Source organism: Pseudomonas sp. BIOMIG1BAC, assembly GCF_001705995.2.
GTDB classification, from domain to species: Bacteria; Pseudomonadota; Gammaproteobacteria; order Pseudomonadales; family Pseudomonadaceae; genus Aquipseudomonas; species Aquipseudomonas sessilinigenes.
Genome location: NZ_CP049045.1, coordinates 3,271,108 through 3,287,279, shown reverse-complemented (window position 1 = coordinate 3,287,279; position 16,172 = coordinate 3,271,108). Strand labels below are relative to the sequence as shown.

Sequence of the window (16,172 nt, the reverse complement as noted above, 5' to 3'; positions counted from 1 at the left end):
CTCCTGCTCGAAAAGTGAGCAGAAGCAGTTGAACACCTGGGTCAGTTTTCAGTCGGCAGAACAGCCTTTACTGGGTCAGTTTTCGGTCAGCGGCAACAGCCTTCTGCCTCAAACGCAGCAGCAAGTTTAGTGTCTCCGACTAGGGCACAGTGCCTACCCTTCCTAGGCTTGATCTCGATCCCAGCCTCCAAAATCCATGAGTCGGGAATGTCTTTGCGCCGCGCCTCACGCTGCTCTCTTGGGTTGAATGGCGGCTTCACCTGGAAGTATCTGTTCCACGCCTTGGCGGCATGCTCCAGAGAGATATCAATCACCTCAATCTTGTTGGCTGCAATGAACTTCCCAAAGATATCCTTTGAGTTCCGCTCGACGTCCTCTTCACTCCATAGCTCCAGATGTGGATCTGGTAGCCCCTCCACCAGCATGCCTTGTATGCCCCGCCCCAGCTTATCGAGCTGCGCCTTCATGTCTTCGACAGTCTGCATGTGCTTTTTGAGCAAGGCAGTCCGCTCTTCTTCGAGCGCAATATATGGAATGTAAATCTTGAGTTTGCCCATCTGGGACGGCAGCAAGAGCCGTTGGAAGTCTGCATGCTTAAAATGTATCCGGCGCAGCATGCTCGTATCGATGACGAGGTGGAAAACTTCCATGTTAATGACGGCCTGGTAGAGGGTGGAAACCGTTGCTGACTGAGTCAGTAGCGTTGCATATGGGATGTACAGGGGCTTGCAAGCAGCTATTTTAGACTCACTGGGAATTCGCCCGCCCGGAGCGAATCAACCAAAGCAGCAACAGCATCGAGGGTTTTGAACCTTCGCGTACCGCCCAGCTGAATAGCCCCGGATTTTTAGAGACCGTCCTGCTTCAGAAAATAACATCGATCAAACTCTACCGGTAAAAGCTTCTCGGTGAAACCATGTCGCTGTGTGGGGTTGTAAAACATCTCGATGTAATCGAACACCTCGTCACGCGCCTCATCCCGATTACCGTAAATCCTACGCTTGATCCGCTCTCACTTGAGCAACTGGAGGAAGCTCCGCAAAAGTATTTGAATCGCTGCTGATTTTATAGGCACCTCAAAGGTCAGCTCCTGGCCGAAAGCGGTCAACCATACCCGGCTGTTCCGGTCGCAAATTTAGCAGCCTTCGTTGAAGTTGGAGGTTCTACAGAAGAGCAGGGACGACTCAAACAGTTCAACTACTGGACTGCGCAGCCCCATATGAACGTTCGGCTGTTTTGGAGAAGATCTTGGCCGTGATACGGGCAGAAGGCTAAGCAAATCGGCTGTGGCAGCGCAGCTGGCCATTTCAACCAGTTGATGCTTGGCTTGATGCTCAACGTCCTGACGGGGCAGGGCGGAGAGATCGATACAGCCCGAGTTACTTCGGCGGCGCAGGCAGGGCGCACAGGACCTCCTCGGCGTCCGCCGTTTACAGGTCGATAGCTGCATCAAAGATCACGTGTTGCAGGATGGCATTCTCCAAAACTCCTGAGCCGGCAACTGCGTAGCGGTTGCCAGTACTGACCTCATAGCACTATCGATACGTTCGCTCAGAGAGAATTCATCAAGACCGGGGAACAGCCCAAAGTGAAGGTTGTGAACGCTGCTTATGTACTTCAAGTAGCCACCTAGGGCCCGGCTTCTGACCTGACGCGACAAAAAGGGTGCTTGATTGGGCACTGACGTTGCGGTCACTGATTAATTTGCTGAGTAATGTGGGCCGAATGCAAGCTCCGATTGTATGAGCTCGCGCCAAGCCTTAGCGCCTGCACAGCGGTTGAAAAATAAAGCCCGCCTTAAAAGGCGGGCTATCAAATGTCTCCAAGGGGAGGCAGATTGCCAACAAGTCTCGGAGCAAGCACATTGATAATACACGATATCAAGCGCTGCGTCGGCGCATGATCAGGCTATCGACATGCGAGCAGCGGTTACCCGGCAGAATGTCAGCCGACGGATCGTCTAGTCAGAGGATCATAATTTTTCAGGTCGCGCTCATCGGAAAACAGAATTTCAAAAGGCTCCAGGTGCACGTCAGCATCGTCCCTGAGGGAATATCTCATCCCGCCTTCGACCTGATAGACAATGAAATGCGAGCCATCTCGTGGGTCAGTCACGATTCCCGCCATCATAAGCGGTTCCATGAGCCATGTAGGGTGGCCATTTACCTGAGGAGGTGTAACGAGGTGAACCTGTTCGACCCGCATACGGATTGACTGTGCGTCGATGAACTCCTTCAGCTCATGGGCGTGGTAGATCATCAGCATGCTGACATAGTCCTCCTGGCCAGACCTTCGGGTGACCTGAAGGTAGATCCAGGGAAGTAGTAGCTCTTGCTCGACGAAGCTCCAAACCCTCTGCTCAGCGTGCGTTTTTTTGTAGTCGGGCGTGTCAAAGGTGATCTCTGCCCTTGGGTAAGTCGTAAACATGGCCCGCCCTCGAAAATGAACACTATAGATTGTAGCCCTATAGGATTCGATAGCGCTTCATCGTTCCCTTTGTGGGAACGTAAATTTGGAACTCAGTATCGCGTTCGGCCTTGCGCTCAAAAAGGTCCGAAACAGTAGAAATCTCACACAAGAGGATTTCTCTACCGTGAGCAGCCGCACGTATCTCAGCTCGCTGGAACGAGGCCTGAAAAGCCCTACGCTGGAGAAAATCAATCAGCTAGCAGGCACGCTTGACGTGCACCCGCTCACCATCCTCGTAGCCACATACGTCGCGCGGGACGCCGACCTGGACGTTGAGGATCTTTTTCAGAAAATCAAACATGAATTAGCCGAGATGAGCTCTTTCCAGAACCTCTCTCCATGATGCGCTAGCGCCTGGGATGTGTGAGCCATGCTATCGCTTGGCATGGAGGTCTTTGAAGGTTCGGCGTGAGCAGAAAAGGGGCAGGGCAGGAGTACATCGTTGGCTACCGCCAGATCTTGTGTGCCGGAATACACTGTTGACGAGCCTTGCCTGTTCCCCGTTAGGTTCGGCCACACCAGCCGATTGAAGCCTGTGGAGCAAGAAAAGGACTATTGGTAGACCCCCAGTTCGACTCGTCCTAGGTAGTCTTCAATTGCTCTAAATCCAAGTGGGTTATCCACCAGGGTGAGAGGAGCTAGACCTGCCAAGTGCCTGCAGGGTTTCTGAAGCCATTCTTCGGCAAGCGGCAGACTGCCGAAAACCTTGGCAGCCTGCTCAAGAACCTTGGCGAATTGAAAGGCTATTGCGCTCTGTGAAGCGTTGAGTCTTAACGTGCCGTCATCAGTCTTTTGTGGCTTCGACTTGCCCAAAATTCGATCAATAACCTTTGACGACGCGTAGAGCTTGGAAATGGAGACCATGGCACGTACGTCTTGCAGCGCGAAACCATTTTTTACCAACAAGAAAATGTTGAGCTGGCTCAAATCCTCAGTTTTGATCTGAGTCAGGCAATCCGTTGGGTTCCGAAATTCGCGAGGTGAAATGGGCATCTTGGCACGAGGAAAAACCATAGGGTTCACTTGTCACGTTAGTGATGGAATGGGTGTAGGTCCATTGTAGTTGGATTAAAAGCGCAAGGATCGGATGCTGAAGGCTGGCTGCGTGGAGAGGGAATTTCGAAATTGAGCATTTTCGGGCGAGACTGTTCTAAACTTCCGCTAAAAAACTCCAATTGCTTGCGAGTCTCATAGGAAAAGTTCCGAAATTCCGAAGTCGCGAGGTAGGCCGCAGAAGCCAGGTTATCAAACATCTCCAAAGTGCCTTAGAAGGCTCATGAACATATCTGGCATAGTACATAATTTAACATAATATACATTATGCGAAAGACGAGCATGTTCGTGTGTGTTGCGTTACACAGGAAATTACCTAGGCTCAACTGCAATGCTTCCTACCATAAGGAGCAGCTTCAGCTGTTGCGCTTATGCCTGTTGTTCATTTGAAAGACATTTCCGTGCCCTCCGGACTCGTTGGTTGGTTGTTGACCGATGACCGTGGACGACCGCGCTATTGGTCGACAGTCTGGTCTGCACTGGACGGTGCGAGCTTGGCGCCGTCCACACTACGAAACCAATTGTCCGTGATCGAACAGCTGTACCAGTCGGCCAGACGGCTGTACCAGGCTGACTGCCTTGATTGCTTGATTGCGGAGCTCAAATTCGATGAGCTTGAAGCATGTCTTGAGACGTTTTTCATCACGGCCAGAAATCATGGTGCCCAGACTGCCGCCAACTACCATCCCAACTGGCGTGTGGCCTACGCTTTCGTCAAAAGTTGTGTTCAGCGCCTGGTGAAAAGTCATGCCGATCCTGACATGCTTTGGCTGCTGAGCATGCGCCTGGAGCGTCTGGAGAAGCTGTTTGACTCGCTGGGTATTGATCATGCTGACTATATATTCATCGACTCTTGGTCTATTGCCGCAATTCCCCTTCGGGCATTGCAAATTCTCGGCAAGGAGACAATGTTTGATGCTCTACCTGCGCACCCAGCCAAAAAAATGGTAGATTGTAAAAGCGTGGTTTGCGCACCAACACCAGCTCTCAAGTCAGCTAAAAACCCACTTCTTCTAGTTAGCGTTGTCAGTAGCGGTAGTCTTGTTGATAAATTTCAAGAAATATTCAATGAGGCCTACTCCTCAAAAACACTGTCGACAATTTCGGTGTACTCCTTCTCGGAGCAGACGTACAGCCTCTGCGTGGCTGACTACAACATCGTAAACTATAATTTTGAAGACTGTGAATTCTGTAAGGACGGCAGCAAAGCTATTGAAATTCATCCGAGCGCTTATTATGTAAAAGACCCAAAGGACTCGGGAATCAGCTTACCACCGAAAATAGCGCGCATGGGTTACGACTTCTTTAGAAAATACCATGCACATTTAGATGATATAGTAACCTTTCATAAAGGTGACACATCAAAAGGAAATAAGCACTACGCTTACTTCTTAGACTACAATCAAATCTCTAAAACCACATACTTTAAAGAAAGCCTTCAAGAAAGGCTTTCGCAAAAGCTCACTCTTCAGTCAGTCATCCTCACGCTAGTAGATGACCCCGCAATTAAGCTAGCAGCCGCTTCTATTGGAGTCCAGTGCAGATATACCCAAAAACCAGAAAGCATGCTTGAAGAAGCTACTTTGGAGGCCATTCACAAGGCAGACAAAGTAGTAATTTATGACTCGGTCACAATTAATGGCACTGCATTCACAAAATTCAATAATCTCTGTAGGCAAGACCCAAGGCTTAGCTCTGCAATTAAAGATATAACTTTCTTGGTTGGGCTTTTCAGGCCCACATCATCATGGAAAACTCATAATCAACTCCGAAATAGCCTGGCTTACAATGATCCTCACGTCCACAGGCAATTTGACTACATTGAATGCCTTGTTCTGCCAGATGTAGGGCCTAAAGAGTGCCCATGGTGTCTTGAACTAGCCGCTATCAAAGGCTCCCTTCGGCCGGCACTCAAGAACTCAGGGAATTTCTTTCGTCGCATATCAAAGCTTTCAAACTTGAGTGATGGGATTAAAGGCATTAATGCCATTTTTCATATTGATGCAACCGACGAAACAGTAAAGCTGGGAGCAGAGTCAGTGCTTGCACCTACAGACACAGAGATCTGCGGCGTAATTTTGGCTGTCGCCTCTGCGTTACAGCAGCTGAGGACAATTCAAGACGACAAAGCCCGATTAGCGCCTGGCTTCCCACACACTCAGGTATTGGCATCGACCAACTTCACAAGTTACTCAGAAGGACTAATCAGATCTGCGTTAATCAGAAACACTGCGGCCATCGAATTCGGAGTAGTAGAAAAAGAAAAAACACTTGAAGTATTGCTCAAGGATATGGGCGATCTTGATCAGGGCAATATGTTGTCGGAATACATCATAGCTGTTATCTGTGGAAAGCTACCATCATCATCAAAATTAAATTGCACAGTAACCGCGAAACTGCAAAGGCTTATCAGCGAAAGTCCAGAAGTCATGAGGCTGGCCGCAATTTAAAAGTACCAACGAGAGCATGCCTGAGAGATTTAAAAGTAGATGAATTATTCTCACGCCCCTGCTTTATATCTTAACTAGCTCTACCTGCAATCAGGCTGTGCCGAGGAAACTCGGCACAAATCCTTTTGATTTTTGCCGCTACCCCTTAGATATCATAAAATTTAAGCTGCCGCTTTAATTACTAACGTAACCGACACGCTAGCTTCTTTCAAACATCTTTGATTACCTGCATGCAATGCTCTGGTCGGTGTTACTGTAGTTGTGTCAGAGGCATTGATTTTCCAAGGGCCTCTCAAGACCCTCCAAACTTCCGTTAAATCGTCACACAACGATAGACATTTGCGTGCAGTGATCAATTTTTCCTCGCACGCTGTCTTTGTTGCGTCTTCGAATTAAATCTAACGCAACAGCAGCCACCCGTCTAAACCAGCAACACAAATTTTACGTAATGATAATAAATCCACAGGTAATTTGTATGTTTTGGCAGCGCAACAGATTCTGAACTCGCCTATTATCACCATATTTATATATCGGCTTGAGGGCCAATGGCGGCAGATTTTGAAGCCACACCTCGATCACTCTGCTGCAGCTCACGCCTGGACCTAGACGATGTGACCAGGACAAACGAAACCCGAGCCCCTTGTTTCTGGTGACCGCCAATCCGGAGCTCCACCAGCACTGGACGGAAATTTTTCAACTGCTTGGCCCGTACCGACACCGACCGTTGCTGAACACGTCGCGGCATCTCTCGACATTCGCAACCGTTGCCAAAGATCGAGCTGGAGAACAACTGGCTCAAGAAACTGCTGGCCAAAACCCACCGGCACATCGCACTACTGAAGGTGGGCTTTGGGTAACCGAGGCCGAGCATGAGGCGGCCTGGTAGCTTATCAGCTACAACGCTTTCTAAATTCCTGCACGCTGGCAACTGCTGAGTTCAACGTTATTTCTTTATATTTGTAGTACTTAATTTCTTGTGCCTGGGAGGCCCCGACATTGCCGAAATACTCTTCCCAGGCGTTACCCTCAACAAGTAAATCAGAGAGCATGGTTTTCAGGTCGTTTGCTGTCCAAACTTCCTTGTAGCCTTTTTTAGTACCAGGGGCCGGGCTGTTATGCTTGACATAGTTAACCATCATGTACTCATTTTCGTAGGCCATGAATACCGTATAGACAATCCCCTGGTTAGGAGCTGACTGCTTGTACCAAGGGATAACGACAAAGTGGTGAACCTTTGGTTTCATGACAGCAAAGTGCCAAACAGCTGTCTCCGAGTTCGCACCAAGAAATACGATCGCCTCTTTGATTGCCTTATCCATGGAATTGTTTTTTTCAATCACTTTCCCGTCATTGTCATTTTGCGGCTTCCCGTAAACCGCGCAGCCCATTTGAACCGGCACAGAAAAACAATCATTCAACCATTTGAGAACATCGTTATTGACTATAGCTTTAATTAGATCTTCCCCTGTCATATCCCTTGGCTCCTGCCTATATATCCTGCACGTATTCATAAATGATCAAGAACATGATCCTTGGTGAGGATAGCTTCGATCTGCCCTTTATCAAATTTATTTCAGCTCGCACCTTGCTGGTTGACAGCAGATGCTTGCAGGCTGCGTATATGGAATTTCAATGCCAACTTCCGAGCCAACTATAACCACTGCAGTACATTGTAAGAATCACCAAGTGAACTACCCTGCCCCTATAATTTGAATATTAAAAACAACTCAACTAAATATTCATTTAGTTGAGTTATATCAAAACCCTCAAATCTGCAGCCTCCTAACCCCTACCCTTTGAGATTCTGCGCCTGTCACTGCGCTGCTTTGCCTGCACACCTGCATGCCTTGAAAGGCACGTCCGATCCCAGTGACATCCGGGTGTGACCAACCATTTTGTCGCAAGGGTGATTACAAAACGCTATTAGCGGCATTCGGCATTGGTCGCGCGATCAGACCTAAGGCCTTGAAATAACGTGATCTGTAGCCCTGAGCAGACGGCCACAGGAGCATCACCAGAGTGGAGAAAACACCTGCTTGGCGCCTCCTCCCCCACCTCGACAGACGAAGAAGCGGACCTAGACTCTCACTCGGTTTAGCCCACTGAATCATGCCCCATACGCAAAGGACAGGCTGGCGGCGGCCCTGCTGTTGCCGGTGGCCACTTTGAACAGTCCCCCGGCCTTTACTAGCGCCTCGGTACAGGGCAACGCCCGGGTCGACCTGACCCTGCGTGCCTTCAGTGCCAATGATCGCAACTGGCATTGGGCACGATGGCATCGGACAACCGGCCAGCGCTGCTCAGCATTGAGCCCCTTGGGGTATCGGCCAGCAAGGTTCCACCGGAACAAGGAGGTACATGAGGCACAAACCTAGCGCGCACTGTTGATGAAGATGACCAGTTCAAATCAAACATATTGGAGTACACCTTATGAACGGACACACCAATCCCTCCTTTGACGAAGCCATGCCACTGGGGGCGTCTGATGCGCAATTCATCAATGACCTGCACGAGCTACTGGAGCGCCACGGCAACCTGGATCGCTTTGGACTCTGCCTGCTGCACGATCACTTTGCGGTCGCCGAGGACGAGATTCTCCTCGAGTGCAACGACCATGATGCCCGCACCCTGCATTTGGACGTGGTCAAGCGCGGCTCGCTGCCGGAAAGCAAATTCACCAGCTGGCGCATCGGTGGCCCCCGGGCCGAGGCCCTGACGGCTTGCGCCATGGACAAATGCAAGGTCGAGGCGATGACCGCCTGCGCCATGGACAAGTGCAAAGTCGAAGCCCTCACCGCCTGCGCTATGGACAAATGCAAGGTCGAAGCCCTGACCGCGTGCGCCATGGACAAATGCAAGGTCGAAGCCCTGACCGCCTGCGCCATGGATAAATGCAAGGTCGAGGCGATGACCGCCTGCGCCATGGACAAGTGCAAGTAGCCCAGGGTCCTGCCGATGGCCTGTGGCGGGCACGGGAGGCCGATCGACTGCCGTGCTCGTCCTGGCTCGCGCAGTTTTATAGGCGACGCCATGGCGCCTTGCTCGGGTCCGGCACCGCGGCGCTGGAACTGGCACTGCGCCAATTGGGTGCCACCACCACCTGGCGGGTCGCGGTTCCCGCGGCCACCTGCCATCAGGTGGTCGCCGCCGTTCTCAATGTCGGCGCAGTGCCAGTAATTATCGAGAACGCCGCCGAACTGTTGCTCAGCCGCGAGGCCCTGGCCCCCCACGTCAATGGCCTGGACGCGGTCATTGCGGTCCACCAATACGGCTTGCCCTGTGACATCCCGGCCTTGCGCCGATTACTGGGCGAGCAGCTACCAATCATCGAAGACAGTGCCGGGGCCTGGGACCTCGACCGCCCCGGCGCCTCGCGGGTGATCACCTCCCTTGGCCATGGCAAGGCGCTGGACATTGGCGGCGGTGGCGCGCTGTTCGGTGACACACCGGTGGATGGCGATATCGACGTCTGGTCGCCGGGCCAGCGAGCCCGCGCTTTTCCAGCGTCGAGCCCAGCCTTGTCGATTCATGCCTTGCCGGCGTTGATGCCCGCCATCGCACGGGCCCAAGCCCGCAGCCAGCGACTGCGGCAGCAAATGCCCGGGCTGCTGGCGCGCTTGCGCGATTACGGCCTGGAACCCTGGGCCGTGGAAGGATCACCGACGCTCAACGGGCAGTTCATCCCGATCCGCACCCGTGAGCTGCCGCTGTTCGAACGCCTGCGCTACAGCCCCCATGCTGACGCCCTGGGTGTCTGTGCCCCGGCCTCGGCCGCGCTGCGCGAGCTGCCCATGCTGCGCAACCGGGGCGAGGTGGCCCAGGGACCGCAAACCAGCCTGGAGCTTCACCGCAACTGGGTCCTGCTGGACCCCCTCACCGCCCTCGATCACCCCGGGCACCTTGATGCCTGGGCCGGAGACTCTCGATGAACAGTCCCGTCGCATTTGAACCATCCCACGACCTGGACCAGCCCTTCGCTGGCGGCCCCCGGGTGCGCCAGCTGGCCGACTACGCCGGCAGTGGCCAGGCGCTGGAGGCAGAACAGGTGCTCGGGGTGGCCAATGCGCGCGTAGTGTTCGCCAACTACCCGGCCATTCGCGCCGATTTTGACGCCCTCTGGGAGCCCGTTCCGGGCCTTTCCCAGCACGCCGCCATCGACCGCTGGCTGCTACACAACGCCGCTTATGTCTCCACTAGCCAAGCGTCGGCGCAAGGCATCAACACGCCAATCGCCCGCGATAATCGACAAGTCACGGCCTGGCGCCCGCCTCGCTATGGCCGGGCCGCGGTGCTGTGCGTGCCGGGCAGCGAACAGGTGCTGTTCGACATCAAGGGCATCGGCGTACCGCCGGACGAAGCCCCCGTGCTGCCTAACTCCAACGGTTTGTTGACGCTGGCCGAAGCGGTGCACGAGGTGCTGATGGAACACCTGGTGTTCGCCGCCATGAAGCATGCCGGTGGCGCAATCACACCGCTGCCGGCCTATGCCCTGATCGACCTGGGCTTCGACGCCTTGTGGCATGACGGGCGTCCGCCGGAGCCAGCGGTGCTGCTACTGCGCCGCCCCTGTACCCGCCCGCGGTGCCAATGGCAACGCTACTGGCAAGGCGCCGAACTGGCCGGGGCGCTGATGCAGGCCGAACTGCTGCTGCGGCGTTATGGCTTGACCGCCAGCAGCTGTGGCGCCGTGCGTTTCCTGGTTTGCCGGGAGGACGGCGAGTTGCAGGTACGACGCGATGACCAAGCGCTGCCGGTCAGTGACCAGGTGGCCCAAACGCTACAACGCCTGCTGGCGGATAACGGGGACAGGCCCCTGCTGATCGATGGCGTCAACGTGCAACTGGCCGGGCCGTCCAGCACCGCGCCATTGCAATTGCAGGTGATGGACTTCGGTCGCTATCGGTTTGCCGAACATTTCGCGCATCACTTGTATGCCTGGATCGATGCCGACTACCAGAACCTCAACGGCTTGTACCTGGCCCCGGACGACTCGCGCTACATCCAGCCCGACCCACGCGTGAGCCTGGCAAGGAGCGCCGAGGGGCCCTGCTTTGCCGAACTGCAACGCCAGGTCGCCAGCTTCCGCCAGGACGGCGACCCCCAGCGCCTGTGCCAGGCGTTGCGCGCCACCCTGGAAGAAGCCTGCCGCCCTTTGCGCAACCAGACGCCAGCCTGCCCCTGATGCAGCAGCGTCCGTCCCACGACGGTGCATCAGCCATGATGCCTGCTCAAAACGTCATCCCGTTGATTTCAATCGTGAACCTGACAGCCATTTGACCACTGTCATTGTCGAACCGGCTGTATCCTGCCGATACTCGGACCTGCCATTCACCGGCGTCTACACTCGATGGCAATGCGCTGTAGGGCGATCCCCTGGGCCATTGCTGATCATCATGGATACTTGAGAAGGACACTCAAATGGTACGTGCCGTCACTATTCTCACCGAGAATTTCTCCGACTGGGAACCCGCGCTCATCAACTCCACCGGTCGGGCCTACTATGGTTTCGACACTCGCTTCGCAGCCCCCGGCGGTAAGCAACTGACCTCATCCGGCGGAATGATCATCGTCCCGAACCTGGCCATCGAAGCGATCGACCTGGAAGAGGTGGACCTGCTGATCGTGACCGGAGGCCCTATTTGGAAAACCGACCAGGCACCTGAGATCGAGGCACTGGTACGCGCGGCCCATGCCAAGAAGATCGTGGTGGCGGGCATCTGCGATGGCACCCGGGTCCTGGCCCAGGCGGGAGTGCTGGATCACCTGCAACATACCTCCAACTCTGCCGAGAACCTGAAGCAGGTGCATTACCGCGGGGCGGACTATTACGAGGACGTACCCTATGCCGTTGCCGACCATGGGGTGGTCACTGCCCCTGGCAGCGCGCCTGTCAGCTTCATGGCGCAAATTCTTAACACCTTGGGCCTGAACGACCAGAAACTCGATGCCTACCTGGCCATGCACGCCGCGGAACACATTCACTGCTGAAGAGCTTCAGCGCCCGCCTCGGATTTCCCCCGCTTCTGGTGCTACGGCCTGTTATCTGGCTGTAACACTAGAAGCATTGATCCATTCCCCCGCTACTGCCCTTGATACTCGCTGCAGATTTTTTTCGGTGGCAAAACCGCGAGCTAGAGCGTCCTGATAATTTTTTTTTACAAATAGGAAAAAACTTACTTGCGCTTACGACATTACCTACTAAGGTTTTCCCTCGTGACATGTAGGGGTTTACCCTGGGCTCCATCAGGATGAGCTTGGAGCCGTGTCAAAGGATGCTTTATTTAGATCGCCTCAACGGCGACATTTTTCCTACCCGAGCTAAGGAATGGCTTAATGTATTTGTTTGCCGATATTGTTGTCCGGAACCTGCCAGCCCCCCTTGCAACCTTTGTCCTCAGCACCTGCGCCCATGAGCGGCTAACCGCAGTAAACGCCCCCCTCCCCCTCGGAACCCTGCCCGACATTCCGTCAGGCTCCCTCCTTTGCGCGCGCCTCAGAAACTGATCGGCCCGCTCGAGACCCATTAAAAACCGACGCATTTCTACGACATGAGCGATTCAGACTGTCGTAGATGAACTGTGCGTGCCCAATGACTTTCCTGCTGGTCGGGAGGAGCGTGGGCATCTGCAAATGCGCTCGCCATTGGATCGAAACCGCCGCCGGATAACCCCTGCGCGCCGAGAATCGAACATGTCAAAAGTAACAGCTACAGGCTCGTTCAATGAGCCGCTTGAACCATCAGGCATGGTACAAGCCCTGGCCGATGCCAGGTTCAGCGTCGAAGCCAAGGCCATGGTTGCCCAGGGCCTCTACACCGGACTTGCCCAGGAAGTTTCCACGGTCATCCCGCTCAAGGACGCCGTACTACCGAACCTGGAACCCTTGCGCCAACTGCTGAACGCCGGCTGGGGCGAAGAACTGGGCCGTTACCTCAAGGTGCTCGAGGTTTGCGGGAGCAGCGCTGATGAGGCCCTGCGCAAAGTCCAGATAGCTGTCAGATCCGGCACTGCGCTGTTTGCCGCCGGCCACCTCGCCACTGACAGCGGAACACAGTGTTTCCTGTCGATCCATCATGGCCTGGCCGACGAACACAGCCTGCAGATCCTGGCGCGCCTGCTGCAAGCCGAGGACAGCGATTCGGCCCTGGCACAGATGCGCCAGGGGCATGGATTCTACGAGGCCTATGTCCAGGCCCAGGCCCGGCCCGAACAGACTGCCCCTGGAGGTTCCCTCCCGACGGCGCCACCGATGACACCTGTGCGCCTGCTGCAAACCGGACGCCTGGCCTTCGACGCCCAAAGGCCGCGCATGAGCCTGCAACGCACCCTGGACGTTGCCGCCAGCAATGCCGACAAGCACCCCATGGCGACCCTGCTGGCCTATCTGCAACGGGCTGGAGTCATCGCCGAGGGCAACACCCTGTGTTCCTCCCGTGACTGGCGCCCAGCCCAGCAACAAGACGCCATCGGCATGATGACCGGCCTGGTCCCGCTCTCGCTCGCGCCTCTCCAAGCGCCGTTGTTCCCCGGGCAAACCAGCCTTGAGGCCCGTGCTCGCCGCTGCCCAGCCGCACGCCAGGCACTGGATTGCTGCCGCACCAGCGAGCTGTTCATCAATGGCGCGGCCAAGCGCGGCATCCCGGCCTCCCAGGTGATGAGTGCCACATTCCCGGTGGGCATCGAAATACGGCGCACGGGGCCTGCGCAGTGGTTCCTGGAGATCGAAGGGCCGTTCTGCGACGCCGCTGGCGCCACCAACCTGATCAATGAACTCGCTGATGTACTTATGGATAGGAGTGAATGGAATGACTGAAAACATCCAGTTCGATGAACAAATCCTCGCCGATGAAGTGGCTCGCGTCTCTGCCATTTTCGCCGAGGTGCTCAAGCTGCCCCATGTGGGCCAGGCAGACAATTTCTTCAACCTCGGCGGCGACTCCTTCGACGCGATCCGGGTGATGTCGCGCTTGTCTTGCAACCTGCCCATCGTGACGCTTTTCGAGCATCCGACGGCTACCGACCTGGCCCGGCGCATCCTCAGCGAAGCTACTCGACAAGCCGCGCGCCTGGTGTGTTTTGGCGATGCCCAGGCCGCAGCCGGAGCGACCGCCGTGGTTGCCGTGCCTTTCGGCGGCGGCGATGCCACGGCCTATCGCAACCTGTTCCAGGGCCAGCAGGAGGTACAGGTCTTCGGTGTGGATTTCGGTGACTTCGAAGTCGAGGATGCCTCGGACTTCCATGCCCTGCTCGATACCCTGGCCACTCAGATCGAAGGCATCGGTGCCAAGCGACTGGTGATCTATGGCCATTGCGCCGGGGCAGCCACTGCCGCGTGCCTGGCCTCCAGCATGGCTGACAGCCACAAGGGATTGTCACTGGTCGTGGCCGCCTCGCGCCCGGTGCTGGATGCAGACGCGGCGATACGCGCCGCCGAAGTCACGTCCGACCAGACCTGGACCGATTACCTGCGTTCGCTGGGCGCCTTTACCGGGCTGTTGGACACCCAGGTCGAGAGCATGCTGGCACGCGGACGCAGGGACCACCTGGTCGCCTGCGAAGCCTATCGCTACCTGGCGCAGTACCCGGCACGCGACGTACCGGCACTGGTGCTGCTGGGGGATCAAGACCCGGCCACCGCCGAACCCGAAACCGTGCTGGAACACTGGAGCCAGTTCATCGATGTCACCCAAGCCGCCACCCTGGCCGGTGGCGGGCATTACTTCGTACGCACCCACGCGCACGAAGTCGAGGAAACCGTGCTGGCGTTCGCAGCACACAACACCAATGGAAGGGATAGCAAGCAATGACAGTCAATCATCAACCACTTCTCACCCAAGCCGATCTGCTCAAGCGTGGCTTGGCCGACCTGCAGGAACATGACGCCGAACTGGCGCAGATCCTCGATGCCGAGGTCGCTCGCCAGCAGCGCACCCTGTCGCTGGTCGCCTCTTGCTGCGCAGTCAAGCCGCGCACCTTGGCAGCTTCGTCCTCCGTGCTGGTCAACGTCACCGCCGAAGGCGTGCCCGGACGCCGCTATCACGCAGGCTGCGAGAACGTGGACCTGGTCGAGTCCCTGGCGATCCAACGTGCCCGGCAGCTGTTCGGTGCGCAATATGCCGGCGTCCAGTCGCACTCGGCCTCCAGCGCCAACTATTCAGTCCTCGCCGCCCTCCTGGAGCCAGGCGACACGCTGCTGGGCATGGCCCTGGACAACGGCGGCCACCTGACCCATGGCAGCCCCGTGACCTTCTCGGGCACCTATTACAACGCCATCGGCTACGGCACCACCAAGGAAGGCCTGATCGACTACGACGAAGTCCGCAGGCTGGCCCTGGAGCATCGGCCACGCCTGATCATCTGCGGCGCCACGGCCTACTCCAGGGTTGTGGATTTCGATCGTTTCCGGCGGATCGCCGATGAAGCCGGTGCCATCCTGATGGCCGACATCTCGCACATCGCCGGCCTGGTGGCGACCGGACGCCACCCAAGCCCGATCGACGCCGCGCACGTCACCACCACCTGCACCCACAAGCAACTCGCCGGTCCCCGTGGCGGTCTGATCCTCTCGGGCCGCGACGCCAATGAAAAGGTCCCGGGCCGCGACGTGACCTTCGCCCGAGTGCTTGAGCTGGCAGTGTTCCCCAGGATGCAAGGCGCACCGGCGGTCAACATGATGGCCGCCAAGGCCGCAGCGCTGGGTTACGCCATGACCCCCGAGTTCGATGCCGAGATGCAACGCATCCGCGACGCGGCCGACGTGATGGCCAGCGAGTTCCAGGCCCGGGATTATGAAGTGGTGGGCGGACGCAGCGAAAACCACACCATCCTGATTCGCCTGCGCGCCAACATGACCGGCGCGATTGCCGAGGCCGCGCTGGAGCACTGCGGCATCGTCGTCAACAAGAACCGTATCCCCGGGGAGACACGTTCTTCCTTCGTCACCAGCGGCCTGCGCATCGGCACCGGGGCCCTGGCCCAACGTCATATCGACGCGCAGGGCTGCCGGCAGATCGTTGACCTGCTCTGCCGGATCCTCGACCAGGTGACCCCACAGGGCGATAACGAATTCACCCTGGACCCGGCGCTGCGCAAGCAGTTCTGTGCAGAAGCCGAGGCCCTGTGCGTGAAGTATCCGATCGCTGACTACCTGGCCAACTGACGCCGCGACCAGCACCCCGGCAAACATGGCACGGCGGTCCGA

Annotated in this window: 13 protein-coding genes and 1 pseudogene; 9 read left to right on the top strand and 5 right to left on the bottom strand. The window is 56.2% G+C overall.

All coding sequences use genetic code 11. The features are described from left to right. Positions 1-86 precede the first annotated feature (86 nt). The 3 genes and pseudogenes from ATY02_RS15645 to ATY02_RS15635 form a co-directional block, all read right to left on the bottom strand. A complete protein-coding gene (locus ATY02_RS15645) occupies positions 87-650 on the bottom strand; it encodes a PIN domain-containing protein (protein ID WP_164823669.1) in 564 nt (187 codons plus the stop codon). A 197-nt stretch (positions 651-847) separates the two neighbouring features. Beyond that, positions 848-1,036: pseudogene (locus ATY02_RS15640) on the bottom strand (IS3 family transposase); the annotation flags it as partial. A gap of 908 nt (positions 1,037-1,944) precedes the next feature. Beyond that, the gene (locus ATY02_RS15635) at positions 1,945-2,427 is read right to left on the bottom strand and encodes a hypothetical protein (RefSeq protein WP_068579979.1); all 483 of its coding nucleotides are present in this window, start codon (positions 2,425-2,427) and stop codon (positions 1,945-1,947) included. 85 nt (positions 2,428-2,512) lie between these two features. Here ATY02_RS15635 and ATY02_RS15630 point away from each other — a divergent pair, with 85 nt between their 5' ends. After that, positions 2,513-2,812: a helix-turn-helix domain-containing protein gene (locus ATY02_RS15630; RefSeq protein ID WP_068579981.1), complete on the top strand. Its 300-nt coding sequence runs from the start codon at positions 2,513-2,515 to the stop codon at positions 2,810-2,812. Positions 2,813-3,021: 209 nt separating this feature from the next. Here the strand turns inward: ATY02_RS15630 and ATY02_RS15625 are convergent, their stop codons facing one another. Then, complete coding sequence (locus ATY02_RS15625; protein WP_068579983.1) at positions 3,022-3,483, bottom strand: MbcA/ParS/Xre antitoxin family protein; 462 nt, start codon at positions 3,481-3,483, stop codon at positions 3,022-3,024. A gap of 566 nt (positions 3,484-4,049) precedes the next feature. Here ATY02_RS15625 and ATY02_RS35830 point away from each other — a divergent pair. After that, positions 4,050-5,972 (top strand): hypothetical protein, encoded by a 1,923-nt coding sequence (locus ATY02_RS35830; RefSeq protein WP_176719747.1) that lies wholly within the window; start codon positions 4,050-4,052, stop codon positions 5,970-5,972. Between the two features lie 890 nt (positions 5,973-6,862). Here the strand turns inward: ATY02_RS35830 and ATY02_RS15615 are convergent. Beyond that, on the bottom strand, positions 6,863-7,444 hold the full coding sequence (locus tag ATY02_RS15615; protein ID WP_068579985.1) for a hypothetical protein: 582 nt from the start codon (positions 7,442-7,444) through the stop codon (positions 6,863-6,865). A gap of 958 nt (positions 7,445-8,402) precedes the next feature. Here ATY02_RS15615 and ATY02_RS15610 point away from each other — a divergent pair. The 7 genes from ATY02_RS15610 (at position 8,403) to glyA (ending at position 16,130) form a co-directional block, all read left to right on the top strand. After that, positions 8,403-8,912, top strand: coding sequence for a hypothetical protein (locus ATY02_RS15610; protein ID WP_068579986.1), 510 nt, complete (start codon positions 8,403-8,405; stop codon positions 8,910-8,912). Further along, entirely contained in the window at positions 8,864-9,901 is a 1,038-nt protein-coding gene (locus ATY02_RS15605) for a DegT/DnrJ/EryC1/StrS family aminotransferase (RefSeq protein WP_068579988.1), read from the top strand. The genes ATY02_RS15610 and ATY02_RS15605 overlap by 49 nt, the downstream gene beginning before the upstream one ends. Continuing rightward, complete coding sequence (locus ATY02_RS15600) at positions 9,898-11,154, top strand: hypothetical protein (RefSeq protein ID WP_068579990.1); 1,257 nt, start codon at positions 9,898-9,900, stop codon at positions 11,152-11,154. Before ATY02_RS15605 ends, ATY02_RS15600 begins: the two co-directional genes overlap by 4 nt. Before the next feature lie 236 nt (positions 11,155-11,390). Beyond that, on the top strand, positions 11,391-11,960 hold the full coding sequence (locus ATY02_RS15595; protein WP_068579993.1) for a DJ-1/PfpI family protein: 570 nt from the start codon (positions 11,391-11,393) through the stop codon (positions 11,958-11,960). Between the two features lie 756 nt (positions 11,961-12,716). Next, positions 12,717-13,784, top strand: a complete 1,068-nt coding sequence (locus ATY02_RS15590) for a hypothetical protein (RefSeq protein ID WP_068579997.1) — start codon at positions 12,717-12,719, stop codon at positions 13,782-13,784. Further along, positions 13,777-14,778, top strand: a complete 1,002-nt coding sequence (locus tag ATY02_RS15585) for an alpha/beta fold hydrolase (protein ID WP_068579999.1) — start codon at positions 13,777-13,779, stop codon at positions 14,776-14,778. The genes ATY02_RS15590 and ATY02_RS15585 overlap by 8 nt, the downstream gene beginning before the upstream one ends. Beyond that, complete coding sequence (gene glyA / locus ATY02_RS15580) at positions 14,775-16,130, top strand: serine hydroxymethyltransferase (protein WP_068580000.1); 1,356 nt, start codon at positions 14,775-14,777, stop codon at positions 16,128-16,130. The genes ATY02_RS15585 and glyA overlap by 4 nt, the downstream gene beginning before the upstream one ends. Positions 16,131-16,172: the final 42 nt, after the last annotated feature.

What these genes read in the sequence shown, in the direction of transcription:
- glyA (WP_068580000.1), top strand. Translation starts at nt 14,775, where the DNA reads ATGACAGTCAATCATCAACCACTTCTCACCCAAGCCGATCTGCTCAAG.
- ATY02_RS15625 (WP_068579983.1), bottom strand. Translation starts at nt 3,483, where the DNA reads ATGGTTTTTCCTCGTGCCAAGATGCCCATTTCACCTCGCGAATTTCGG.
- ATY02_RS15600 (WP_068579990.1), top strand. Translation starts at nt 9,898, where the DNA reads ATGAACAGTCCCGTCGCATTTGAACCATCCCACGACCTGGACCAGCCC.
- ATY02_RS15615 (WP_068579985.1), bottom strand. Translation starts at nt 7,444, where the DNA reads ATGACAGGGGAAGATCTAATTAAAGCTATAGTCAATAACGATGTTCTC.
- ATY02_RS15585 (WP_068579999.1), top strand. Translation starts at nt 13,777, where the DNA reads ATGACTGAAAACATCCAGTTCGATGAACAAATCCTCGCCGATGAAGTG.
- ATY02_RS15645 (WP_164823669.1), bottom strand. Translation starts at nt 650, where the DNA reads ATGGAAGTTTTCCACCTCGTCATCGATACGAGCATGCTGCGCCGGATA.
- ATY02_RS15635 (WP_068579979.1), bottom strand. Translation starts at nt 2,427, where the DNA reads ATGTTTACGACTTACCCAAGGGCAGAGATCACCTTTGACACGCCCGAC.
- ATY02_RS15605 (WP_068579988.1), top strand. Translation starts at nt 8,864, where the DNA reads ATGCAAGGTCGAGGCGATGACCGCCTGCGCCATGGACAAGTGCAAGTA.
- ATY02_RS15590 (WP_068579997.1), top strand. Translation starts at nt 12,717, where the DNA reads ATGGTACAAGCCCTGGCCGATGCCAGGTTCAGCGTCGAAGCCAAGGCC.
- ATY02_RS15595 (WP_068579993.1), top strand. Translation starts at nt 11,391, where the DNA reads ATGGTACGTGCCGTCACTATTCTCACCGAGAATTTCTCCGACTGGGAA.
- ATY02_RS15610 (WP_068579986.1), top strand. Translation starts at nt 8,403, where the DNA reads ATGAACGGACACACCAATCCCTCCTTTGACGAAGCCATGCCACTGGGG.